Genomic DNA, 24977 nt, shown 5'->3' with positions numbered 1-24977 from the left:
GAAATCCAATACCGAGTGCAAATATATTCCCAAAAAAGAACAGTAAACGTCCTAATGGAACCTCCGGATCCAAATATTTAATATGTCTTATTCTCCCATAAATTAATAAAAATATAGATATTATTATACCTATAGGAATTGTATTGAACCCAATCCATTTTATTATTTCCATTTCTTATACTCCAAATACCATTTTCATCAGAATAATACTCAGAAGAAGAGATAAATTAACCCAAAATATACCGGTATCACTAAGGTTGAAATATAGTGTTAACAAATAACCACCACAAACAGCTATTAAACTTAATATAGCAAGTGTAATTTCATAATTTTCTAAACGACTATTTTCTTTATATCTCTTATATAAAACATACGCCACATATATAATCCAAAACCATGGAAAAAATTCAGGTTTCATTTAACCACCTTATATATATCTAAAAAGTTTTTCAGCACTCGACCAGTTAGTCCCCATATGGTGTATTGTTCATAGGGATAGAAATAGACTGAGTAGTTTTGTCTAATTTTCCAATCGATATTGTAGCCTTCTAGTAAATGGAATGGAAAATCTTTCAATGGTCTTGTAGCGATGTCTAGATGACCTACTGTAGGTTTCATATTTAAAAGATATTGTAAAGGTACGGTAAACACTTCTCCTACTTCATCAGGATTTGGTTTTAAATCGCTTGTATGTAATCGTACTGCTACAGCATATAATTTGACACCTATCGCAGATACGAGACAATCTAAATTACCAAGTAATTCAATTTGATTTAGATTAATTCCAAGTTCTTCAGAGCATTCACGCATGGCAGCATGAGCACTGCTTTTATCATTAGGTTCACAGTGGCCACCAGGAAAGCTAATTTCACCGGGTTGACGACGTAGCTTATTGCTGCGCACAGTAAAGACTATGTGATCTTCCCCATCGATTTCTAATAATGGTACAGCTACTGCCGCAGTTATAACATCAATGTCGGTAAGATCAGTATGTTCTCGTTTTTCTAGGAAATTAGATAGTTTCTTGTCCATATATGGTCCTCTTACTTTATAGTAAAATTTATACGATATGTGTATAAATGTTTTATGTATCAAATTTGTATTTTATATTTATCTTTTATATTCATTATACATTAACTTGTACGTCAATTTGGGAGTTACTATTAATAGATACAATAGGGGAAAAATCTTATAAAGAAAATAGACAGAAAAAACTGTGACGAGGTTCTACACCCCATCACAGTTTTATATTAGTTAAATTTAATTTTTACAAATTTACGTTTACCCACTTGAACGATCATGCCCTCTTCAAGGGTAAGGTTTTCTTCTGTATATTTTTCACCATTTACTTTGAAAGCACCTGCTTTAATAGAGCGACGTGCTTCACCATTAGAGGCAGTTAAACCAGCATCTGTACAGAATTGTGGCACAAAGATTGGTTCAGTTGGCGCATCCATAGCATACTCAGGAATGTCTGTAGGCAACGCGCGTTGTTGGAATACGCGTTTGAATTCTTCTTCCGCTTCGAAAGCAGCCTCTTCGCCATGGTATAAGCGTACGATGGTACGAGCCAATAACATTTTAGCATCACGTGGATGTAATTCACCACTTTCAAGACGTTTTTCCATGTCCTCTTGCTCTTCGATTGGCATATCTGTTACGAGCATGAAGTAGCGCAGCATCAATTCATCAGGAATGGACATTGCTTTACCGTACATTTCTTTTGGCTCTTCATCGATACCGATGTAGTTACCTAAAGACTTACTCATTTTTTGAACGCCATCAAGGCCTTCCAATAATGGCATTGTAATAACTACTTGTGGTTCTTGACCTTCTAACTCTTGTAAATGACGGCCCATTAACAAGTTGAAAGTTTGGTCCGTACCACCAAATTCTACATCAGCCTGTAATGCTACGGAGTCATGACCTTGCATCAATGGATACATGAATTCATGTACGCCGATAGGACGACCTTCTTTGAAACGCTTACTAAAATCATCGCGTTCCATCATACGTGCTACAGTGTAAGAACTTGCTAAACGTAGTACATCAGCAAAATTCATAGATTCTAGCCATTCACTATTGTCGCGGACGATTGTTTTTTCAGGATCTAACACTTTGAAAATTTGTGTTTTATACGTTTCAGCATTCTTCAATACTTCTTCTTTTGTAAGTGGTGGACGAGTTACACTTTTACCAGTCGGATCACCAATACGTGCTGTAAAACCGCCGATAACAATCACTACTTGATGGCCGAATTCTTGGAATAAGCGTAGCTTACGAAGCGGTACTGTATGACCTAAATGAATATCTGGCGCTGTTGGGTCCAAACCTAATTTTACAACTAAAGGTTTATTTTCCTTAATAGATTTTTCTATTTTCTTTATAAGATCTTGTTCATTAATTAAATCTGCTACGCCGTGTTTAATTTGGCGCACTTGTTCTTGAGCACTAATCATGATAATCCTCCTAGAAATACTATTTATCTAGTATACCATTATCTAAAAACTTTCACAATTATATATATAGTATTGGTTTTAAGCCATTTATGATATAATATTTATAACTGCGTAATAGAATTTACGTTATATTTACTAAAAGAAAAAAGAGGTGACTCTATGAGTAGTAACTCAAGTTCGAGATCCAATCGCCGGTCAAACGGCAATGGTTCTACACCGAAGAAAACGAGTCCTAAGCGTCTATTTTGGATTTGTGCTCTTCTCTTTGTACTCATCGTAGCCGGTGGTGGCTGTGGGTTCATAAGTGCCACGTTATCTAATCTACCAGATGTATCTAATGTACGACCTTCTGCATCGTCTCAAATTTATGACGTGCACGGCAATCTCATTACGACGGTTCATTCCTCAGAAAATCGATTGCCAATTCCATTGAAGGATGTGCCAAAAGATTTACAGAACGCCTTTGTAGCTACAGAGGACTCTCGTTTCTATACACATCATGGTATCGACCCAATTGGTATCTTGCGTGCTATATGGGTAAACATCGTACATAGCGGCGTATCTGAAGGTGGTTCCACAATCACTCAACAGTTAGCTCGTAATGCGTTCCTATCACAAGATAGAACATTTAAACGTAAAATTTCTGAAGCCTTATTAGCACTTAAAATTGAACAGCATTACACAAAGGATGAAATCCTTGAAATGTACATGAACCAAATTTACTTTGGTCAAGGTGCTTATGGTGTACAATCTGCATCTCACGTATACTTCGGTAAAGATGCCAGTCAATTGACACTTGCTCAAGCAGCTCTCATCGCTGGTTTACCTCAAAGTCCTAACTACTACTCCCCATTCAACGATTTGGAAGCTAGTAAAAAACGTCAAGCAGTCGTGTTAGGCCAAATGGTAAAATACGGTTACATTACACAAGAGCAAGCTGATGAAGCGCGCCAAGCAGATTTAGGCTTAGTGGCTAAACAAGAGCAAACCCACGAAAAATCTAATGCGTCTTACTTCATCAATTACGTAATTGCTCAAGTTTCTGAGAAATATGGCGATGATGCAATCTATAAAGATGGTTTGAAAATCTATACAACTCTCGATATGGATGCTCAAAATGCTGCAGTTGCAGCGATGCAAAACTTACCTGACTTCTATACTGATAAAAATGGTTTGCACCAACCGCAAGGTGCTATCGTAGCAATGAACCCTCACAATGGTTACATCGTAGCCATGGTAGGCGGTCGCGGTGATGACGCTTTCAACCGTGCTACACAAGCAGAACGTCAACCAGGTTCCGCTATGAAGCCATTTGTATATTTGGCAGCTATTCAATCTGGTAAAACTCCTGGTTCTATCGTAGATGATAGCCCTGTTACATTTGGTAACTGGAGCCCTAAAAACTATGAAAATGACTTCGAAGGTAATATTACATATCGCTATGCATTACAACATTCTCGTAACGTAGCAGCTGTAAAAATTGCTGATGAAGTAGGCATGTCTAAGATTATTAAACTTGCCAAAGAAATGGGTATCTCTACTCTAACTGATCAAGATTACAACTTGTCTACAGCACTTGGTGGTTTAACACATGGTGTTACCCCTCTTGAAATGGTACAAGCTTACGGCGTTCTCGCTAATGGCGGTATCAAAGTTCAACCTACGGCAATCCTTAAAATTGTTGATCGCAACGGCCAAGTGGTGGAGGAACACTCCATCCAAGAAAAACGCGTTGTAGACGAAAAAGATGTAGCAATCATTACAAATATGCTAGAATCCGTTATAAATGGCGGTACTGGTGGTAATGCCGCAATCGGTCGTCCTGCAGCAGGTAAAACTGGTACAACAGATGATTCCAAGGATGCTTGGTTCGTTGGTTACACACCTGATTTAGTAGCTGCCGTTTGGATTGGTGATGACTATGGCTCGGAAACATTACGAGGCATCACCGGTGGTGACACACCTGCTATTATGTGGGGCCAATTCATGGCAAATGCTCTTGCCAATACCCCTGCTTCTGATTTCCCTGTTCCTTCTAGTGCTCAATCAGCAATCGCTGAAGGTTATTTCAATCCTGTGAAAGTACAACCTAAAAAAGACGACAAAAAGGACGATAAAGCAGATAAAAAAGACGACAAAGATAAACAAAAAGATGAAAAAGTAAAAGAAGAAGATCAATCTTCTAAGGAAGAAGTATCTGAACCAAAATCTAATTCATCGAAAAACAAAAAATCTAAAAAAGACCGTTAATACTAATAGCGACGTCTAAAAAAGGTAGTAAGTTCTTTTGAACTTACTACCTTTTTTGTTCCATATTCAAATACCATTCTAAATATGATCTTATTATTATATTGTACAAGTGACTTATTTGTTACTTAAGCACTACGTTGGTAGCCCCTGCACCACCTTCATCATAGCCTGCTGTTTCAAAGTGGGCTACATGAGGCAAGGTACGCAAATATTGGTGAACCCCTTCACGCAATGCACCTGTTCCCTTACCATGAATGATACGCACTTGGTTTACGCCACCTAGCAAGGCTTGATCGATAAATCTACCGACAGATACAGTTGCTTCGTCTACTGTTTGACCAAGGATGTTAATTTCTGTACGCACCTCTTTTTGACGTTGTACAGCAGAACCGCCCATACGTTTTCGTGTTTTAGGCATAGCCGCTTTCTGTTCACGTTCTAGTTTATTGCCCTCTTCACGTGTGGTAGATTGCAATTCATTAACCTTAACTGTTGCAGTTAAGCCATTAATGTCTACATTTACACGATTACCTTTCATAGATAATACGGTACCTAAAGAACGCAAGGTCGTTACAAATACAACTTGACCTACCTTGACTTCCTCCGCAGTTAAGGTCTTACGATCATCATCAACTGGTGCATCTGGCACATGAACATTAGAGATGCCTTTACGCGCCGCATTGATAGCGGACTGACGTTTGTCCTTATTCGTTTCAGAGAATTGCGACTTCAATTGCTTGATAATCGCTTCCCCTTCAACACGTAAACTGCGCTTCATAGCTTCAGCATCAGCTTGAGCTTTGGCTAAGATTTGTTTGCGTTTTTCGTTAAACTGTTTCTTCTCCTTCTCTAACTGGCCACGCATACGACGTGTTTCATCGAGCTCTTTTTTTAAGGCTCTTTCACGTTCAGACGCTTTACGAAGTTGTTCATTCAAATCCGAAAGAACTTCTTCCATTTCATGGTTACCAAATTGAGATTTATACTCTGCAGCGCGCGTTACGATATCTTTTGGCAAGCCTAGACGGGCCGCAATGCTCAATGCATGGCTACTACCTGCTACACCGATATGAAGTCGATATGTTGGTTTTAAGGTGCGCTCATCAAACTCTACATGGCCATTTTCAATACCTTCCGTATGGTACGCATAATTTTTAAGCTCATTATAATGGGTACTTACCATCATAAGGGCACCTTTTTTACGGAAGAACTCAAGGATAGATACAGCAAGTGCACTACCTTCCTCTGGATCTGTACCAGATCCAAGCTCATCCAGCAATACCAAGTCATTTGGGCCACAATGTTTAATGATGGAAATAACTTGTGTCATATGAGCAGAGAACGTACTAAGGCTAGCCTCAATACTTTGTTCATCCCCAATATCGGCAAAGATATTTTGGAATATAGGCAACATTGAGCCGTGGTCTGCAGGAATAAATAGACCACATTGGTTCATTAAACTCAATAACCCTAATGTTTTAAGGGATACTGTTTTACCACCTGTATTAGAACCAGTAATCAATAAAATACGATACGATGTACCTAATTGAATATTTGTAGGCACTACCACATTCGGTGGGATTAATGGGTGCCGAGCTCTCATGAGATTGACAGTTCTATCAGTACTCAAGATGGCCGGTACACCCTTATAAGAAATAGCAAGGCTCGCCTTACCATATACAAATTCGATGTGGGATACCTTTTCACAAGCATCCATCAAATCATTACTATGTTGTTTTACAAGGGCTGATAATTCACGGTAAATGCGCAATACCTCTTGCTCTTCACCAATCAATGCCTCTTGTAATTCATTATTTAGATTCACCAAGCGCATCGGTTCAATATAGAGTGTTTGACCCGTTGCAGAACGGTCGTGGATAAGACCATCAAAATATTGGCGATATTCCTGTTTTACAGGGATTACATAGCGATTGTTACGCTGTGTAATAATCGTTTCTTGGAAATACTTCTGATTATCCTTGTCGTGTAAGATAGCTTGAATATCGTTTTTAATCTTTTCACGAGTTTTAATAATCGTATTTCTAAGGCTCGCCAACTTAGGAGATGCTGTATCAAGCAATTCCCCTTTTTCATCAAAGACGCGTTTAAAACGGTTTTCAGTACGATCTGTATTCGGCATATCCTGTACCCATAGGGATAGTAATGGATATTCCATATATTTTGTTCTAAAGAACTTTGTCATCCGCTTATAAGCACCAATAGTCAAGTAAATATCCCACAATGCTTCACGAGTAAGGACAAAGTCTTTACGACTCTTTTTACAGGATTCGCGAATATCTCGCGTACCACCTAATGGTTGTTCTACCTCAGTTTGCAAAGAACGCATGGCTTCTGCTGTTTCATCAAGGTTCTCTTGAATAGCTTTAGCATCCGTCATGGGTTCAATATGCATAGCTAATTCTTTAGCAATGGTAGAACTACAGTGTTGTTTTAATTGTTCTTTTATATGGTGAAAGTCTAATACATCTTCGTTAAACAATGTACTACCTCTTTTATAAAATACCTCTAAAATAGTGGCCCCTTGTAATAGGCGTATCATCTTTACCTACACTCTTAGGCGGAGCCTCTTTTGTTCCATTTTGAATGGATACATAATCTGCTACGATTGTACGCAAACGATGTGGATCCATATGTCGACCATCGATGCGCAAAATATGTAGCCCTTTTCGATGTAACTCTGGCACATAGGCACGCATGTCCATTTCATGACTATTCATGATGTGCATGCGGCAATACGGATCTGTACGCAATGGGAACACTTCCCCTTTACGGTCTTTCAATGCATAGTCCTCGGTTACACATGGCATAGGACAGTTTTCCTTCTTGCCAGTGCCCACAAAGCTTGCGATGGCACAATATTCAGAAATCATCATTTCCGTGTAACCATGTACCATTATCTCTAATGGCAATTTAGTAGATTTTTGCAAGTTAACAAGTTGTGCCAATGTTAACTCTAAGGATGGCGCTACGCTACTCATATGTAAATCTTCCCACACTTGTAATGCAGAGCCATTAAATATATTAAGACCTGTATCAGCCTCAATAGCACCTGTATACCCTAAATCACGAAGCCATAATAACGCTTGTGGCACATGAATAGAAATGCTATCTGGTTGAGCCTCAACTATAGCCTTAAGAGTATTCATGTACACCTCAACTTCATCGTCTTTTACGACGCGAGGCGTAGCAAATACACAAAGCACATTATGGTCTTTACAAAGGGTAGCTACCTTTTCGTAAATGCTGAGTTCATAAGGCTTGCGTTGTAAACGGTCACCACCGAAGATAATCTTCTTAGCACCACCTTCAATAGCAGCTTTCACAGCATCTAATTCATCAACGCGAGCACTCACCATAGGCTCTGTGTACTGAATCGTATCCTTAGCTACTAGGGATGACATATCTTGAGGTTCTACGGCAAGTTCTGCCCAAGCAGTTTCATGATCTGTAATTAACAGAGTTTCTAAAGACTCCACTGCATCGCGACGCAATGCATTCAAAACACTAGCAGGCCACATATATGGACCTTCTGGAATAGACATAGAAGCTAGAGTAAACAATGTATTACCTAATCTACCCACTTGATCTGTAACCTTCTCTAAACTAGTCGGTTTATTATTAGCATAAACAGGTTCAAACTCATTAGATACTGTGACCGTACGACCATCATTCAACACAAAGGTTAATTCTGTACAAGGTGTATCCTGATCCGTATTAATAGATAGATAACCATGTACCTCTAATTTAGCACTAAAATCTTGTAAGCCTCGTTGCTTTTGAGATTTTGGTGTAGATGCTAAGAATACTTGCCCTGCTGCAAAGCCTTCATCAGGTTTACCTACAAAATGCTTTTCATTTACTAAGGACCAATTCTGATCAATTTGGTAGTACGTAATACTACCAGAAGCTTGCATTACCTTTAAGAGTGAACCCTTTTCAATCGCTTCTGTTAGGTACAAATGAACTTGTCCCTTTTTGACCTCTGCTTTACCAATTAATTTGCCTTGATTATTTGGAGCTACAACAGTCATCATAGATTTCCCTACATGGTCTGTTAAGTAATCTGTAGAGAAGCCACGATTAAACCCAGACGCCAATGCATCGGCATCAGCAGCATCCATATGAGCCGTATCTAAAATATGACGATAGGTCCCAATGACTTGGCGCACATAGGAAACCTTTTTCATACGCCCTTCTACCTTAAAGGACGTAACACCAGCAGCTACGAGCTCATTCATATGCTCACTATAGTTAAGATCCTTTGGACTTAATAAATAGGCTTCGTGTTTAGGTAGCAAACTAGTACCAGAAGAATCCAATAGTTCATAAGGCAAACGGCAAGGTTGTGCGCAGGCACCACGGTTACCACTGCGACCACCGATAAAGGAACTCATCAAGCATTGACCAGAATAGCACACACATAAGGCACCATGTACAAAGACTTCGATTTCAGCTGTACAGTTTTTACAAATATGTTCAATTTCAGGAAGGCTCAATTCACGAGCCAATACAACACGGGTAAAACCGAGGCTTTCATAAAAACGAACAGCATCTAATGTAGCAGCCGTCATCTGCGTACTGCCATGCAAGTGAAGTTTAGGAGCCACTCGTTGTGCCAATTTAGCAACAGCTAAGTCTTGAACAATAATAGCATCTACACCAATTCGTTCTAAGTCCTTTAAATACGCCTCGAGAGCCGTTAGTTCAGAGTCACCTATGAGGATGTTTACTGTTACATATACAGACACATCTAGAATGTGAGCCAATCGAATAGCCTCAGCCAGCTCTTCAATGCCAAAGTTTGCTGCATGAGCACGGGCATTAAAGCCTTTACCACCAAGGTAAATCGCATCCGCTCCAGATTCCAAAGCGGCCATAAAGTTTTCCATCGTACCGGCAGGCGCCAATAATTCCATGGACAATCCTTTCTACCTAACTAAAGGTATAACTATAGTACTAAAAGGGTTTACCATACGGTAAACCCTTTCAATATACTGCTTGAGATTAACGTAATCTGCAGTTAATTTCTGCTAATGCATCGATAATAGCTTGAATGTTACCGTCAATATCTTCATCATTCAACGTACCTTCCATAGAGCGGAATTGCAAGTTGTACGCAAGACTGCGATAACCAGCTTCGATATGTTCACCTTCGTAAACGTCGAAGATAGATGCATTTTCTAAATATTCTCCACCATGTTTTTTAATGATAGATAAAATTTCATCGCTAGCCACAGACACAGGTGCTACGATAGCAAGGTCACGGCTAGTGCCTGGGAATTTACTGAAAGATGTATAGCGGAATGCTGGAATCGTCAAGGATAATACTGCTTCCAAATCGATTTCAAACATGTATACTTTTCCTGGTAAATCAAAGTTTTTGCTCACTTGTGGATGTAATTCACCATATTGCGCAATCAGTTTACCATCAACTACGTATTGAGCACTTACACCTGGGTGGAAATAAGGTTCAGTGCCGCGATTAATATCGTAACCTGTAACGCCAAGTTCCGCCAACAACGCATCTATAATGCCTTTTACATCATAGAAGTCGGTTGTACGTTCTGCTTGGTTCCAACCAGCTTGGTTGACCTTGCCCATCAAGATACCACAAGCCATAGGGCGCTCATGAGGTACTTCTGTTAAAGGCAACGCTTTAGGTTCATATACATTTGCTGTTTCAAATAACCAAAGATCCTTATTTTGTTGCGCAATATTGCGTTTGGCAGCTTCGATAACAGCTGGCACCAATGTAGTACGCATATAAGGGAACTCTTCGGAAATAGGATTCAAAATTGGAATGGCAGTATAACGTCTATCCCCTTCAGGAAGCATCATATTTGTAAGACCATCTTTATGCATAAAGCTAAAGGTAATGATTTGAGTCATACCAAGTTTAGCCAATGCATGTGTTACCTGTTTAGTAAGAGCTTTTTTAGGAGTCATACCACCAGAGGATAATACGGCTACAGGAATTGTAGGCGCAATATTATCGTAGTTATAAATACGAGCTACCTCTTCAGCAATATCAGGCATTACTGTTACGTCACCGCGCCATGTTGGAACGAGGGCAGATAATCTATCCCCTTCTTCTGTTACAACGAATTCAAGGGCAGTCAAAATACGAACCATTTCGTCTTTTTCAATATTAGTACCCAAATAATCATTGATTTGTTCCGCTGTGAAAGTTACAGTATGTTGTTCTACGGGGTTTTTATATACATCGATAACGCCTACATCAACTTTACAACTAGGACAGATTTGTTGTAATAATTGAGCTGCTCGATCGATAGCATAGGCAGTATATTTATGGTTTACACCGCGTTCAAAACGACCAGACGCTTCAGAGCGCATGCCAAGAGCTTTTGCAGTACGGCGAATGGATGGACCATTAAATACAGCAGCTTCAAACATAACTGTAGTCGTTTTATTCGTTACTTCGCTGTCAAAACCGCCCATAATACCAGCTACGCCTACAGGACGTTCTGCATCGGCAATGATAAGCATAGAATCATTTAATTCCCGTTCAGAACCATCGAGCGTTACAAGTACTTCGCCATTTTTGGCACGTCTTGCCACTAACTTATGACCTTTTACATGGTCATAGTCGTATGCGTGCATAGGTTGTCCTAGCTCTAACATAACGTAGTTTGTAACGTCTACTACATTATTGATAGGACGAATGCCACTGTTGCGCAAACGGTTTTGCATCCACAATGGAGATGGCTCTACCTTAACATCAGTTACTACGCGAGCAGTGAAACGAGTACAAAGATCATCTGCCTCAATCTCAACAGCTGCTTTGCCTTCGATAGACTCACCATTTTCGTTGACCATGATAACTGGGAATAGAGCTTTTTGATTTGTCATCATGCCGAATTCACGGGATAAACCAACCATAGAGAAGCAATCTGCACGGTTCGCAGTGAGTTCGAATTCATATACAGTATCGTTCATGCCCAACACGTCTTTTACATCAAGACCAATTGGAGTATTTTCAGGGAAAATGTAAATACCTTGCGCTTCCTCTGGTAACACTAAATCACTAGAGATACCGAATTCTGCTACGGAACAGAACATGCCTTCAGAAGCTACACCGCGCAATTTACCTTTTTTAATTTCTGTGCCATCTGCTAAGCGAGATTTATGGTACGCTACAGGCACAATTTGACCTACTGCAACATTAGTAGCAGCCGTTACGATTTGCTTAGTAACAGGCTCACCTTCTTCAGTAAGACATTCTACTTGGCATACTTGTAATTTATCTGCATCTGGATGTTTCGTAATTTCTACGATTTTACCAGTATAAATTTTCTTAATGCCATTATCCATAGGAATGACATCTTCTACAGGAATACCAGCTTGTGTTAATTCATCGGCCAATTCTTGAGCAGGACGATTCATATCCACAGGCACGTATTCATTCATCCACTGTAAGCTTGCTTTCATGAGTTCCTCCTAAAATTGTTCCAAGAATCGTACATCATCTTCAAAGAATAGACGTAAATCGTTAATACCGTATAACAGCATTGCAATACGTTCTACGCCCATACCAAAGGCAAAGCCTTTAACCTTTTCAGGATCGTACCCATTAATGCGCAATACGTCAGGATGAACCATGCCGCAGCCTAAGATTTCAAGCCAACCTGTATGAGAGCATACACGACAACCATCACCACCACACATTACACAAGAAATATCTACCTCTGCAGATGGTTCTGTGAATGGGAAGAAGCTCGTGCGGAAACGCACCTTAGTTTCATCACCATACATGTGACGCAAGAAGGACTCTAATGTACCTTTCAAGTCAGCAAATGTAATGTGCTCGTCGATGATGAGACCTTCCACTTGATGGAATACTGGGGAATGTGTCGCATCATAGTCCCAACGATAAACCTTACCAGGCGCAATCATACGAATTGGGCTGTTAGGCTCATGACGTTGCATAGTACGAGCTTGTACTGGAGATGTATGTGTACGTAACAAGAAGTTTTCTGTAATATAGAAGGAATCTTGCATATCGCGTGCTGGATGATCTTTAGGCAAGTTTAAGCACTCAAAGTTATAGTAATCTTGCTCTACTTCTGGACCTTCCTCAACGGTATAACCCATTTTCATAAAGAAGTCTTCAATCATTTCATTAACCTTTGTTAATGGATGAATATGGCCAGTTTTTGGCGCACGACCAGGCAATGTAATATCGATGCGCTCTTGCTCCAAACGAGCATTTAACTCTGCCGTTTCCATGCGAGTTTTTACAGCATCAATTTCAGCCTCTAATGCTTCACGAACAGCATTAACGAGAGCACCAGCCTTAGGACGTTCTTCTGGAGATAATTTACCAAGACCTTTTAATAAAGCCGTTACCTCACCTTTTTTACCTAAATATTTAACACGTATATCTTGCAACGCTTGTTGATCAGCAGCGCCTTTGATGGCATCAAGGGCTTCTGCCTTAATACGTTGTAATTCTTGTTCCATTCAAGCATCCTCCTATAGTTAAAAGTCTAAACTATATTATACCAAATCAGGGTTGTCTTCTTCAATAAAACGCCATGGTAAATCAGGTAATGGCTTCTCTTCTAATACAAAGAATGTGCCTCTTGCTAAGTGAACAAGTTCACCTAGTTCATTATAAATGCGTGCAGTAGCGACCATAGTCGTTTTGCCATTATGCTCTACATTCGCAACGCCGCGCAATACAGTACCACCCTTAACGGATTTCACATAGTTACCATTAAGATCAATAGTGCTAACAGATTTGCCCAATGTAAAACAAGCGGTCCCCATTACACTATCTGCTAAACCAATACAAACGGCACCATGTAAATCCCCTCGGAAATTACAATACTCTGTATCATTTGTTTGTAAGGTCATTTCTGCATGACCAGCTTCAACTGCTGTAATTTCAGAATCTTTTACCCAAGAAAATGGATTCTGATTTCGTAATTCGTTGAAATATTCTAATAATGTTGTAGCCATGTGTTTCTCCAATCAATATACTTACACATCCCATGGATATTTATATAAAACATACAAAAATAGTGCGTTACATCATACATATTGTATCATGCAACGCACCATATGCGAACAACTCTATCTAATTATCTAGTATGTTCTTTTGAAAATACTTTCACAAATCCAAAACTATTCGTAATGCAATGCATCGATTGGGTTAAGTTTAGCCGCTTTACGAGCTGGATAAATACCAAATACCAAACCGATTGCCACGGAGAAGGCAAAGGACATTACGATGGTTGGAATAGAAATAACAGTACTCATCCCCGAGGCCATACCAATTAACTTAGAAGACCCAACGCCGAGAATAATACCTATGATACCACCCATCAAACTGATTACAATAGCTTCGATAAGGAACTGTGTGACAATGACATTATAAGTTGCACCTAATGCTTTACGCACACCGATTTCTCGAGTCCGTTCAGTAACGGATACAAGCATGATATTCATAATACCGATGCCACCAACTACGAGAGAAATAGCCGCTACTGCACCTAGGAACAATGTCAATGTCCCCGTTGTTTCTTCCATAGTTTCCATAATGGAGTTCATATTTTGAATGTTAAAGTCATCAAGATTTGTATCTTTGATACCATGTCGTACACGTAATAAGTTTTCAATATCGGACTGCAAGCGATCGATACCATTTTCATCTTTGCCTACCACATATATCATTCGTAAATAATCAATGCCGTCTACCCGTTCCATAGCTGTTGTGTAAGGAATAATCACCATGTCATCTTGGTCATTACCCATAGCGCCACTACCTTTACTATTGAGTACCCCAATAATGCGGAATGGAATATTCTTAACACGTATCTCTTTACCTACAGGATCTTCATCACCAAATAGATTTTTAACAACTGTTTTACCAACTACAGCTACGCGCTCACGATTCTGTACATTTTTTTCAGATAAGAATCGACCAGACTTCATGGTCCAGTTATTAACATCTAAATAATTAGCATTAACACCAGATACTGAAGTAGTCCAGTTTTTATTTTGATAAATAACTACATATCCGCCATTTGTCATTGGACTTGCAGCTTTAACGCCATCTAGTTTTGCAATCGCTTCGTAGTCAGCTACCTTTAAGGATTTCATAGATCCTGGCGATGGTCGTACCCCTGGAGTACGCGGCGCACCTGGCATAACCATCAATAAATTTGAACCTAAGCTAGAAATGGAGTTTTGAATATCTTGCTTTACACCATTACCAATAGATACTAAAGCAATGACGGCAGCTACACCGATAATAATGCCTAGCATGGTTAAAATGGAACGCATTTTATTAGCAATGAGGGATGCCCATGCCATCAAGAAACTCTCTTTATACATGAGTCACCTCCTGTACAGGTGTCATATTATGATTCTGGGAGTCCTCTACAATTAACCCATCTCGTAATACTACGTTGCGACTTGCATACGTAGCAATCTCAGGCTCATGAGTAACGAGAATAATTGTACGGCCCTCGTCATAAAGCCCTCTGAAGATGTTCATAACGTCGATAGTAGACTTAGAATCAAGATTACCTGTCGGTTCATCGGCCATAATGATGGCTGGATTGTTTGCCAATGCACGAGCTATGGCTACACGTTGCCGCTGACCACCAGATAACTCGGATGGCAAGTGATCCATGCGGTCACCAAGACCAACAGACGCTAATAAGGCCGCAGCACGTTCATTACGTGTTTTTTTATCCATCCCTGCGTAAATCATAGGGAGCGCTACATTTTCTACAGCCGTTAATTTTGTTAATAAGTTGAAACTTTGGAATACAAAGCCTATTTGTTTATTTCGTACAAAGGCCAATTCATCATCAGATAAAGTAGCTACCTCATCTCCATTTAAACGATAGGAGCCTGTCGTTGGCCGATCTAAACAACCAAGAATGTTCATAAAGGTAGATTTACCTGAGCCAGAAGGACCCATGATAGATACGAATTCGCCTTTATTGACCTGTAAGTCGATACCATGCAATACAGGCACCGATAATTTACCATTTACATAGGTCTTCGTAATCCCTTGTATATCGATTACTGTTTGATTCATATTCACCTACTATTAGAATGGTCCACGGCTATTATTCTTAGGAGCAGTAACATCACCACTTACGATGATTTCATCACCTTCAGATAAACCTTTTAGAATTTGTACATTAGTATCCCCAGTTACGCCTGTAGAAACAGCTGTACGAACTGGTTGACCGTCTTTCATTACATATACGTATTCACCTTGTTTATCTGTACGTACTGCAGTAAGAGGAACTACTAAGGTATTTTTAATATCTTCACCAAAGATAGTAGCACGAGCCGTCATAGATGGTAAGAAATTACCTGCAATATTTTCAGGAATTTGAACCTTAACTGTATAGTACACTACGCTATTACTCGTAGCACCCATGTTGCCTTTTGTACCTTTTGCAATTTCAGATACGTAACCTGTGAAAGTTTCACCAGGCTTGGAGTCTACAGTAAATTCTACTTTAGCCCCTTGTTTAATACTACCAATATCTGTTTCGTCTACAGTAAGGTAAATTTCTAGATTATTTAGGTCCGCAATTGTGGCAATAATCATTTGGGTAGAAATACCAGTACTAATCGTTTGGCCAGCTTTTAGTGGCGTACCTACAACAGTACCCGACATAGGTGCAGTAATCGTAGCATCACTTAAATCGGCAGATACACGATTAAACGTAGATAAAGCACGTTCATAAGATGTTACGGCATCATCATAGGTTTGTTGTGCAATAGCATTTTGAGCAGCCAAAGCTTTGTAGCGATTCATATCGAGCTCAGCCTTAGATAACGCTGCGCGTGCATCATCAACAGAAGCCTGTAGTTGTCGCGTATCAATATAAGCGATAACTTGTCCCTCTGTAACGTGATCATTTTCTTTTACCAAAACTCTTTCAAGTTTACCTGCTACATTTGTAGATACGTCTACATAGTTTACAGGGTTAATAGTACCGGTCGCACTAATACTTGTTTTTACATCACCTTTTTCTACTTTACCAGTAGTATATAAATTTTGTGTTTGGCTAGCATTTTGGCTATCCATGTAGTAATACGTACCACCACCAAGAACACAAAGAGCAACGGCACCCGCTACTATGCGTTTACGATGCTTTTGGAAAAATTCTTTCATTATGATCTCCTTAAATAAAGATGAAGATATATGTAAAAGAGACAGTATTCTATATCAACACATATAGTATTTTTAAATTATACAGCACCAATTACTTTTATGCAATATAATTTCATTAACGATAAATTATGACATATATAGAAAATGGCCCCTAACAGGCCATTTTATTATATAAATTAACTACTCAATATTGATAATAGGGTGTAGTCTTTTTCATTAATAGGGAAATCTAAGAGTTCTGCCTCTTGATAAGAAATGGGACGGATATGACCATCTATATAGCCCAATAATCGATTATCCACGCCATTCATCAATAGATTAAGACAAGCTTCACTCATACGGGCTGCTAAAATTGCATCGAATGCAGATGGCCCACCACCGCGTTGTAAATATCCCAATACAGTCAAGCTCGGGTCAAACTCCGTATGTTCCTTAATAAAGGCTTTTACGTCACCACTATTATAAGCACCTTCCGCTACGAGAATCACACTATATTCTTTACCACGGATTTGTGTTTCCTTTAAATGTCGACATACATCATGTAAAGGCATAGGATTTTCAGGAAGCAATACGATTTCTGCACCACAGGCTAGACCAGCTTTAAGTGCAATATGACCAGCTTTACGCCCCATTACCTCTACAATGGCTACCCGTTCATGCGAGTTAGATGTATCGCGAATACGACCAACCGCATCAACTACAGTGTTTAAAGCTGTATCAAAACCTAATGTATATTGAGTGCCCCCCATATCATTATCAATGGTACAAGGAATAGTCATGGTAGACATACCGAGTTTTGCCAAACTTGTAGCGCCACGCATAGAACCATCGCCACCAATAACGATGAGATGATCTATATCATGAGCTTTTAAAATATCATAGGCCTTTTTCTGAACCTCTTCATTTTGAAACTCAGGAAAGCGAGCCGTTTTTAGCATCGTCCCACCTTGTGTAATAATGCCACCTACATCACGGTTAGATAAAGGAAATATTTTTTCCTCAATGATTCCTAAATAGCCTCGTTCAATGCCAAATACTTCAAAACCTTCATGTATGGCTTTTCTAGTTAGGGCTCTTATGGCGGCGTTCATTCCAGGTGCGTCTCCGCCGCTTGTTAGTATTGCGATTCTTCTCATATCCATTACCCCCTTGTGGTGTACGTTGATTGGATATAGTCTCAGTCTTTCGATTCTTGTTTCCTACATTAGACGCCTTTTGATTGCGGCGTTTATCATAACGGACTTTTTTAGATGATACCTTATTAGAATCTCCCTTATTGGCCATTCCTATACTAGAGCTAGCTTTAGGGGATATAAATTTGGTATCCTCTGTTCTCCTACGTTGATGATTATTAAATTGTGTTTCTCTAGATGCTACTGTGGCATCTACTTCGTCTGTTTCATTGGGTTGACGTCTTGCTTTAAATTGCACATCTGAGGCCTCTAATTCGTCCTCAATACGCTGCATGAAATCATAGGTCCGACCATTTGTTGTGTCCAGTACAAAATCGCACTGCTTATACACTGGCTTCCAAGACTGTATCATAGCGTGTACAAAGGCATTAACATTAGTATAATCCATGGTAGGCCGCTTCCCAATACGGCGATTGACACGACTCACTATACGGAATTGTGCTGCTCGAATACCAATGATATAGGAATATTTTTTCAATACCTTTAATGTGCGATGTTCAATAGGGAAATTGCCGCCTACAGAAATAACGGCTTCATGATACAAGCATACCTTTTTTAGTACATCCATTTCAGCACGGCGGAATGCTTTTTCCCCTATCTTTTTGAATATTTCAGCAATGGGCAACCCAAAACGACTTTCTAATACGCGATCGGTATCTACAAATTGCCATCCCTTGCGTTCTGCAAGATTTCGGCCGAAGTGACTTTTACCACTTCCCATAAATCCGATGAGCATAATATTGCGTTTAATTATCATTTATTATGTGCCCCTTATTATTTCATATCCTTCATTGTACTATAAAATGGCTCAAAAACAAAGACAGACTATAGACATAATATCTATAATCTGTCCCTATAAAGAACGCAATATTTCTACTGCGTCTATATCCTTGATTTCACAGCACAATGTACGTAAACTACATTGCCTTTGCGCTCTATATCTTCTATTTCTATATGTCGTGAAGGCTCTCTTTCATCAACAGTATTAATCCAGTTTATGAGTCGCTCCGTACTACCTAGTAATGTTAATTCTAATATGCCTTCATGCTCATCAGTACTGACACTCATTAATGGTTCTCCTTGTAAGGAATCAAAGATACTTGTATGGCTGTTTTGGGAATTCTTGTTCTCCCTGAAAGTCTCTAATAATTTAGCTTCCTTAGATACTATATAATCTGACTCCGCATTCATTTGTATAACAAAAGTCTCTTGCTGTTCTTGTAGGTAACTAGCTTTTTGACTCAAATATACATGTCCATATACGGAAAGACTAGTTACTATCCCCCACAGGACTGCGGTCATTAGTATCTTGTTGATTGGTTGAGTGGTGCTCTCTCTTAGATCCGTCCATATGGAATGTATAAATCCCTTTATCTGCTTTAACTGTTCCATGACACTCCATTCCCGATAGTCTCTGCTGCAAAATAGCTATAAATTTACGACATTCATCATCGCTAACACCGATACCATCAATACTTACATGACCATTTTTTATACTTAGACGCTGTAAACTAATATGTTGTTCTATAGCCGTATCAAGAATATATAGGACTATACTATTTTGATAGATATTAACTTTATTACTATCAGATGTATTCTTGAGAATTTTATGTTTAATAGCTATTAACTCGCTATATTTCCCCTCAACCACACGATACTGATTATTTGCTCGTAAATTTAGATATTCTATCTTTTGCTGATCATATATATCGTAACTAGTCCAGCACATATATATAGATACTAAACCTACTATAAAATATATAAGACTTATACCATACAGATAGTACCGATATGTATGCCATAGACTATGCCATCGTAAAGAACGAGGCATTAAATTTATACATTTATCTTTACCATCCCAAGCCAATCCACTTAAGCCCCCTTGCGGCCATACCAATTGCCATATCCCAATCTAATTGGCCCTTTTTGCAACGATTGCGACCACGACCTAAGAACAATAACGGAATGTATTCGTTTTCACCATACATAGAAATTATTTCTTCCATATCATTTCGCTCTTCATCAGATAAGGTATCTAAACCGTACATGCGTATACCTTGAATTTCATCGATACCAAATGTTTGCAATCTAGCTTCTAACTTTTCCATTGCTTCCGATACATCACTGCCGGTAATAGGAATAATACATTCCTCAATACATATATCATTCCACCATAGCCATAGATGCATAGCCCCTTCTTCAACAACACCAGTTACCGTCCCACTACGCCGCATCAAGCAGTAACAAATAGGAATGGGCCAAAAATCGATAACATCTACTGGCGCATACGTATCTCGTATGCCTTGTTTTAACAGCTCGAGAGAATGACGATCTACGGCTACCATAAACATATGATAACTATGTCTTGGATATTCTCGACGACACGCATCCATTTGGAAACTATCTCCATTAAAGTTAAAGTAATCCTCTACATTCCACTTAATAAATTCCTTCATATCAAAATCGTGAGGATCATAAGGTGCTACACGCATTTGCGTATCTATATTAGCTACAATGCTATAGGCCCCTTCGTCTAAATCATAGGTTTCTATAAATCTAGTAACGTCTTCATCAATAGGTCCACTCCGTTTCATCTCTAATGCATCGGTAATGACCATTGTTTTATTTTCAATATGAGCTGTAACACATACAATACGCTCATCCGTAATACAAACACCAGAATGAATTTTCTTTTTCCGTTTCATAGCCTCACCTCAATAAGGTTTTACCTTTACCACATGCATACGTTTATCTTGATCTACTGTGACATACATATGAACGCGGCTCACTATTTCCCGATTTTTTAATTTCCCATAACTCATAACATGACGAGGATTATCCATCGAACGATCCGGTTCAATGGTAATTTCTACATCCCCCTCATCTGACACTATTAGTTTTTGTTGAAAGTCCCAAGTATTACCTGCCTTACAATACCCTACAAACCAATGAGCCCCTCTTTGAGCTGCATAATGAGCCTCTTCTAAATGGAGTTCATCGACGGCATTGCTTTCACAAATTTGACTAATACGAAGCCCCATAAAGGCTAAGAGCAATAATAAGGACATCGTAAGTATAGCTACATATGTAATAAAGCCCGCATTATGGGCTCCTCCGTTCATGGCTTGTCTCCTCATTATCTTTATACCAATCATAAACAGTACTCTGCCCTATAGCGACCTCATACAGAGCTAATCCACCATATCCGCTAGTATAGAGCTTATTATTAGTAAAGCGATTGTTAATGTACCATCGCAGATGAACTGTTTTATTATTATCTAGACTAAATGGGTGTTCCTGCGTATACCCTACATTACGCTTGTCTCTTGTTCCTATGATGCGACTACCACTTACGGGTTGTAGGCTACCATCCGTGAGTTTTCTGTAAAGAGCATGTCTTTGTACGGTCAAGGTCGTACGCTTTGTATCATGAATATATAAGCTTATATTCTTATCTTCTACGGTAACCTCTACAGGATTCCATATCATTTGAGCTACCACCATACGCCGTGTATAACGACCATCCTCCATCATCGCTACGCTATCTAGTAATTTGGCGTCCCACATAACCGCATAGAATACAATGCCTAAGAGCAAGGTAAGGACGATAACAGAAATCGTCATACTAATAAGGGTCGAGTACAATATAAAGCCTTCATGATTACCTTTACTATTCATCGTATTTCCTCCAAATCAATGGATAGTGAATAGACAACCGTTTCATTATCTATGGCCTCTACCGTTAAACGTTGTAGTGAAATGCCCTGCACTACTACGGGCTCCACATATGTTTTATACGTAATAGCCTCACTAGGGCTCATAATAAATTGTGACTTATGTACGCCGGTTTGAAGTGTTCCCGTTTCATAATATGCTGCTTTACCTTCCTCTACATACGTTATAGTATCTTGCAATATATGGTCCCAATAATAAGCCTTATATATCGTTATCGTCGCCATCCAGAACACAGATAATACAATAGGTAACATAAACATAATAATAGCTGACGAGATTAAAGCATCGCCATACATAAACCCTTCAGTGTACTTCTTCCCATCTGATACGCCCCGTTTGTACCGATACCCATATGCGATTTTTCTCACCACTTTCACGATCTGTCAGAACAATTTCTGTTCCGTCATAAGGTAAACCAAGAGCTGAAAAAGAAATAATAGTCATAGATCTTGTATTCTCAATATTAGGAGGCAATGATATGTTTACCGTATGATGATTGGCGTCTTCTTCAATAGTGTAACTATCCTTATTTAATATAAAGAGCATTCTACCTTTCCCATTTGACTTATGTCCAAGCATGGACCAAAGCTGAACCTTTTTTAGCATATACACAACCTCTTGAGTAGCTCCATTTAGAGTATACCGACTAGGTGTTGTCACAATGGGTAAGGCAATAGATATGAGAAGTAATACTAAACTTATGGTAATCATCCACTCAGCTAGTAAGGAGCCTAACTGGCCATCTATAGGTTGTGCCTTAGCCATTGGTATATTACCTCCATATATAGACCACCATGCAAGGCGCACCAACCTCCAAAGCATAGAAAGGGACCAAATGGAATGTATCGATTACGATAACCTGTTAGTAAGAGATAGAGAGAACCAACACAAAATGATACGTAAAAGAAACATACAATCTCCCATGGCGTAAGCCATGTGGCAATGGCAGAAAACCATTTTACATCACCAAGTCCAAAGCCTTTATGACTCATTAGACGAAATCCATATGTAATAGCCCCTACACTCATAACACTTAATAGGGTTATTAATATAGATTTATCGTTTATATAGCTATATATAATTCCACCTATTACAAGGGCCATAGCCCCTTCATAGGGCAATATATAGTAATGCATATCGATGGTAGCACCTGCTATGATGATGAGTGAAAACGCAGCATACAAAGCAACGTGAATAAAGGATATTGCCTTCAATGATAATAGAATAGGTAACACTACAGATGCTATATATACGATGAGTCCTATTACATAACTAGTCCCTTTCATACCTTGTCCTTCCATATATTAAGCACCTTTAATCGATGCCAATACCAGGCAATCAATATGTATGTGCCTAATAAACACTATATGTCGATTAAATTAAATACTATATGTCGATTAAATTAAACACTATGTACCTAATAAACACTATATGCGAATTAAATAATATATACCTATCGATTAAGGTACACTAGGTGCTGTTACAACTACAGCTTTTGCAGTACCACCGCTAACAGCTTCATAAGTAATGGTATATTCTTTACCTTTTGCTGTCTTAACATGTTCAGTCAAATACCCTTCTTTATAAAGGTTTTCAACTGTTGGTGGTGTATCTACATTCTTGTCGATCATGTAGAGCTGGGTGGCATTTTTTATAATTTGAATATCTGCCGTTTCTTTTGCAGATCGAGCTCTATCTGCGGCAGATAAGAACTGTGGCATAGCAATGGCTGCTAAAATAGCGATAACCGCAACGACAACCATTAATTCTACAAGGGTGAAACCACCTTTTCTCGACTTGTTAAGTCCTTCTCGAACACGACATATATGTAATCGCTCTACTATCCATTGTCCACACATTTCTAAGCGATGATTAACCCCATGAACCATATGTATAACGGAACTCATAATATCCTCCTTTTACATTATGTAATACAATTCGATTCTATTTAATACTGGTAAAATGATGTCTATTGTCCTCCTAGTTTGGCGATAGACGTAAATAAGGGATACATAACAGAAACGACTAATACGGCTACACCAATGCCCATGACAGTTAATAGTACAGGTTCTAATAATCGCTCTAATCGAGCAATATATTTTGAAAGTATAGACTCATAGTAGTGACCACAATGATTTAACATCTTTACTAACTCACCGCTTTCTTCCCCAATAGAAACCATTTGCCATATAAAATCATTCCCTATATGACCATTGCGTAAACTTTCTTCAAAAGAATGGCCAGTTAATAGTTTTGCCTCCACCTGCTCACTACATTTAGTGCCATATAGATTGCCCCATAAGGGACGAGTAATGTTCATGGTATGAATAATCGAAATCCCCGAGTCGAGCAACAGAGCCCACACCTTCAACATGCTCGTATAGTACACACAAGTACTCCATTGGTATCGGTGAGCCAACTGCCAAAGCCAACGATGTACTTTACATCTCATGCTATGCTGCTTATAAGCAAATACTATTGAACCTATTACAACACTATGTATACCTATCACCATCAAAGGATGTTCCTTTAACCCTTGTCCTAATGCAAAGAGGGCTCGCGTCATCAATGGTAATGTAATATGCATGGTAGTAAAAACCTTTTCAAAGGATGGAATGATAAACAGGATGGTAACGAGAAAGAATACGTTCATCATGAGAAGAAGAAATATAGGATAAGAAATAGCACTCATAACCTTTTGTCGGAGTTGTCGTTCCCAATCGTAGTGACGTGAAATGTATTGTAAGCTTTCACCTAAAGTGCCTGCAGCCTCTCCACTTTCTAGTAGTGCTAAGGCTATAGCAGGACAACCTTCACTACGTAATGCTTGCGATAAGGTTTGGCCTCTCTCAATCGATTCATACAAGGCCGTATATAGCAAACCTCGTTTTCCCTGACAGAGTAACTGTAAAGCCCTTCGTAAAGGCACACCAGACTCTATCAGTAATCCTAGTTGATAGGTTACATCGACCACCATAGCATGATTCCATTTATGTTTTTTCTTTTCTACTTGTAAAGATATTTTATAAATCTTGTATCCATCGCGTTTTAGCCGTGTTGCAATCTCCTGTTCTGAATCGCCCCACATCACCCCTTTTTCTGTTTCATTATTCTCATTTTTTACGACATATTCATAAGCCTCCATGTATT

General features: G+C 39.1%; 24 protein-coding genes. 1 reads left to right on the top strand and 23 read right to left on the bottom strand.

Annotated elements, in window-relative coordinates:
* Positions 1-175: 175 nt before the first annotated feature.
* The 3 genes from RYM16_RS03270 to tyrS all read right to left on the bottom strand — a co-directional run bounded on the left by RYM16_RS03270 (position 176) and on the right by tyrS (position 2459).
* Entirely contained in the window at positions 176-418 is a 243-nt protein-coding gene (locus tag RYM16_RS03270; RefSeq protein ID WP_296003775.1) for a Zn-dependent protease with chaperone function, read from the bottom strand.
* Positions 415-1032 (bottom strand): CoA pyrophosphatase, encoded by a 618-nt coding sequence (locus tag RYM16_RS03265; RefSeq protein WP_314982288.1) that lies wholly within the window; start codon positions 1030-1032, stop codon positions 415-417. Before RYM16_RS03265 ends, RYM16_RS03270 begins: the two co-directional genes overlap by 4 nt.
* Positions 1033-1250: 218 nt before the next feature.
* Positions 1251-2459 carry a tyrosine--tRNA ligase gene (gene tyrS / locus RYM16_RS03260; protein WP_314982286.1) on the bottom strand — a complete coding sequence of 403 codons (1209 nt, stop codon included), beginning with the start codon at positions 2457-2459 and terminating at the stop codon, positions 1251-1253.
* A 159-nt stretch (positions 2460-2618) separates the two neighbouring features.
* On the opposite strand from tyrS, the gene RYM16_RS03255 reads away from it, so the two are divergent.
* Positions 2619-4709 (top strand): penicillin-binding protein 1A, encoded by a 2091-nt coding sequence (locus RYM16_RS03255; RefSeq protein WP_314982284.1) that lies wholly within the window; start codon positions 2619-2621, stop codon positions 4707-4709.
* Positions 4710-4830: 121 nt separating this feature from the next.
* Here the strand turns inward: RYM16_RS03255 and RYM16_RS03250 are convergent, their stop codons facing one another.
* The 20 genes from RYM16_RS03250 to RYM16_RS03155 form a co-directional block, all read right to left on the bottom strand.
* The gene (locus RYM16_RS03250; protein WP_314982282.1) at positions 4831-7269 is read right to left on the bottom strand and encodes an endonuclease MutS2; all 2439 of its coding nucleotides are present in this window, start codon (positions 7267-7269) and stop codon (positions 4831-4833) included.
* On the bottom strand, positions 7223-9646 hold the full coding sequence (locus RYM16_RS03245; protein WP_314982280.1) for a DUF3656 domain-containing protein: 2424 nt from the start codon (positions 9644-9646) through the stop codon (positions 7223-7225). Before RYM16_RS03245 ends, RYM16_RS03250 begins: the two co-directional genes overlap by 47 nt.
* Positions 9647-9734: 88 nt before the next feature.
* Entirely contained in the window at positions 9735-12179 is a 2445-nt protein-coding gene (gene pheT, locus RYM16_RS03240; protein WP_314982278.1) for a phenylalanine--tRNA ligase subunit beta, read from the bottom strand.
* Between the two features lie 9 nt (positions 12180-12188).
* Positions 12189-13211 carry a phenylalanine--tRNA ligase subunit alpha gene (gene pheS, locus RYM16_RS03235; protein WP_287525633.1) on the bottom strand — a complete coding sequence of 341 codons (1023 nt, stop codon included), beginning with the start codon at positions 13209-13211 and terminating at the stop codon, positions 12189-12191.
* 36 nt (positions 13212-13247) lie between these two features.
* Entirely contained in the window at positions 13248-13712 is a 465-nt protein-coding gene (locus RYM16_RS03230) for a PaaI family thioesterase (RefSeq protein ID WP_314982276.1), read from the bottom strand.
* A gap of 165 nt (positions 13713-13877) precedes the next feature.
* Complete coding sequence (locus tag RYM16_RS03225; RefSeq protein ID WP_009351697.1) at positions 13878-15089, bottom strand: ABC transporter permease; 1212 nt, start codon at positions 15087-15089, stop codon at positions 13878-13880.
* Positions 15082-15804, bottom strand: a complete 723-nt coding sequence (locus RYM16_RS03220) for an ABC transporter ATP-binding protein (RefSeq protein WP_009351652.1) — start codon at positions 15802-15804, stop codon at positions 15082-15084. The genes RYM16_RS03225 and RYM16_RS03220 overlap by 8 nt, the downstream gene beginning before the upstream one ends.
* A gap of 12 nt (positions 15805-15816) precedes the next feature.
* Positions 15817-16899 carry an efflux RND transporter periplasmic adaptor subunit gene (locus RYM16_RS03215; protein WP_265138926.1) on the bottom strand — a complete coding sequence of 361 codons (1083 nt, stop codon included), beginning with the start codon at positions 16897-16899 and terminating at the stop codon, positions 15817-15819.
* Between the two features lie 176 nt (positions 16900-17075).
* Entirely contained in the window at positions 17076-17990 is a 915-nt protein-coding gene (locus tag RYM16_RS03210; RefSeq protein ID WP_265139110.1) for an ATP-dependent 6-phosphofructokinase, read from the bottom strand.
* A complete protein-coding gene (locus tag RYM16_RS03205; RefSeq protein ID WP_314982274.1) occupies positions 17962-18849 on the bottom strand; it encodes a shikimate kinase in 888 nt (295 codons plus the stop codon). The genes RYM16_RS03210 and RYM16_RS03205 overlap by 29 nt, the downstream gene beginning before the upstream one ends.
* Positions 18850-18974: 125 nt before the next feature.
* Entirely contained in the window at positions 18975-19337 is a 363-nt protein-coding gene (locus tag RYM16_RS03200) for a hypothetical protein (RefSeq protein WP_314982272.1), read from the bottom strand.
* A 25-nt stretch (positions 19338-19362) separates the two neighbouring features.
* Positions 19363-19821 carry a fimbrial assembly protein gene (locus tag RYM16_RS03195; RefSeq protein ID WP_314982270.1) on the bottom strand — a complete coding sequence of 153 codons (459 nt, stop codon included), beginning with the start codon at positions 19819-19821 and terminating at the stop codon, positions 19363-19365.
* Between the two features lie 121 nt (positions 19822-19942).
* The gene (locus RYM16_RS03190) at positions 19943-20797 is read right to left on the bottom strand and encodes a hypothetical protein (RefSeq protein ID WP_314982268.1); all 855 of its coding nucleotides are present in this window, start codon (positions 20795-20797) and stop codon (positions 19943-19945) included.
* Positions 20798-20806: 9 nt separating this feature from the next.
* On the bottom strand, positions 20807-21214 hold the full coding sequence (locus RYM16_RS03185) for a hypothetical protein (RefSeq protein ID WP_009351685.1): 408 nt from the start codon (positions 21212-21214) through the stop codon (positions 20807-20809).
* A complete protein-coding gene (locus RYM16_RS03180; RefSeq protein ID WP_265138916.1) occupies positions 21195-21770 on the bottom strand; it encodes a hypothetical protein in 576 nt (191 codons plus the stop codon). The genes RYM16_RS03185 and RYM16_RS03180 overlap by 20 nt, the downstream gene beginning before the upstream one ends.
* A complete protein-coding gene (locus tag RYM16_RS03175) occupies positions 21767-22081 on the bottom strand; it encodes a hypothetical protein (RefSeq protein WP_314982266.1) in 315 nt (104 codons plus the stop codon). The genes RYM16_RS03180 and RYM16_RS03175 overlap by 4 nt, the downstream gene beginning before the upstream one ends.
* Before the next feature lie 49 nt (positions 22082-22130).
* The gene (locus RYM16_RS03170; RefSeq protein ID WP_314982265.1) at positions 22131-22592 is read right to left on the bottom strand and encodes a hypothetical protein; all 462 of its coding nucleotides are present in this window, start codon (positions 22590-22592) and stop codon (positions 22131-22133) included.
* Entirely contained in the window at positions 22571-23128 is a 558-nt protein-coding gene (locus RYM16_RS03165; protein ID WP_314982263.1) for an A24 family peptidase, read from the bottom strand. Before RYM16_RS03165 ends, RYM16_RS03170 begins: the two co-directional genes overlap by 22 nt.
* A gap of 159 nt (positions 23129-23287) precedes the next feature.
* A complete protein-coding gene (locus RYM16_RS03160; RefSeq protein ID WP_314982262.1) occupies positions 23288-23734 on the bottom strand; it encodes a prepilin-type N-terminal cleavage/methylation domain-containing protein in 447 nt (148 codons plus the stop codon).
* Positions 23735-23796: 62 nt separating this feature from the next.
* Positions 23797-24972, bottom strand: a complete 1176-nt coding sequence (locus RYM16_RS03155; protein WP_009351661.1) for a type II secretion system F family protein — start codon at positions 24970-24972, stop codon at positions 23797-23799.
* Positions 24973-24977: the final 5 nt, after the last annotated feature.

This window comes from uncultured Veillonella sp. (assembly GCF_963524655.1).
Taxonomy (GTDB): Bacteria; Bacillota; Negativicutes; order Veillonellales; family Veillonellaceae; genus Veillonella.
The sequence above is the reverse complement of the archived record's forward strand: the minus strand, read 5'-3'. Positions and strand labels throughout refer to the sequence as shown.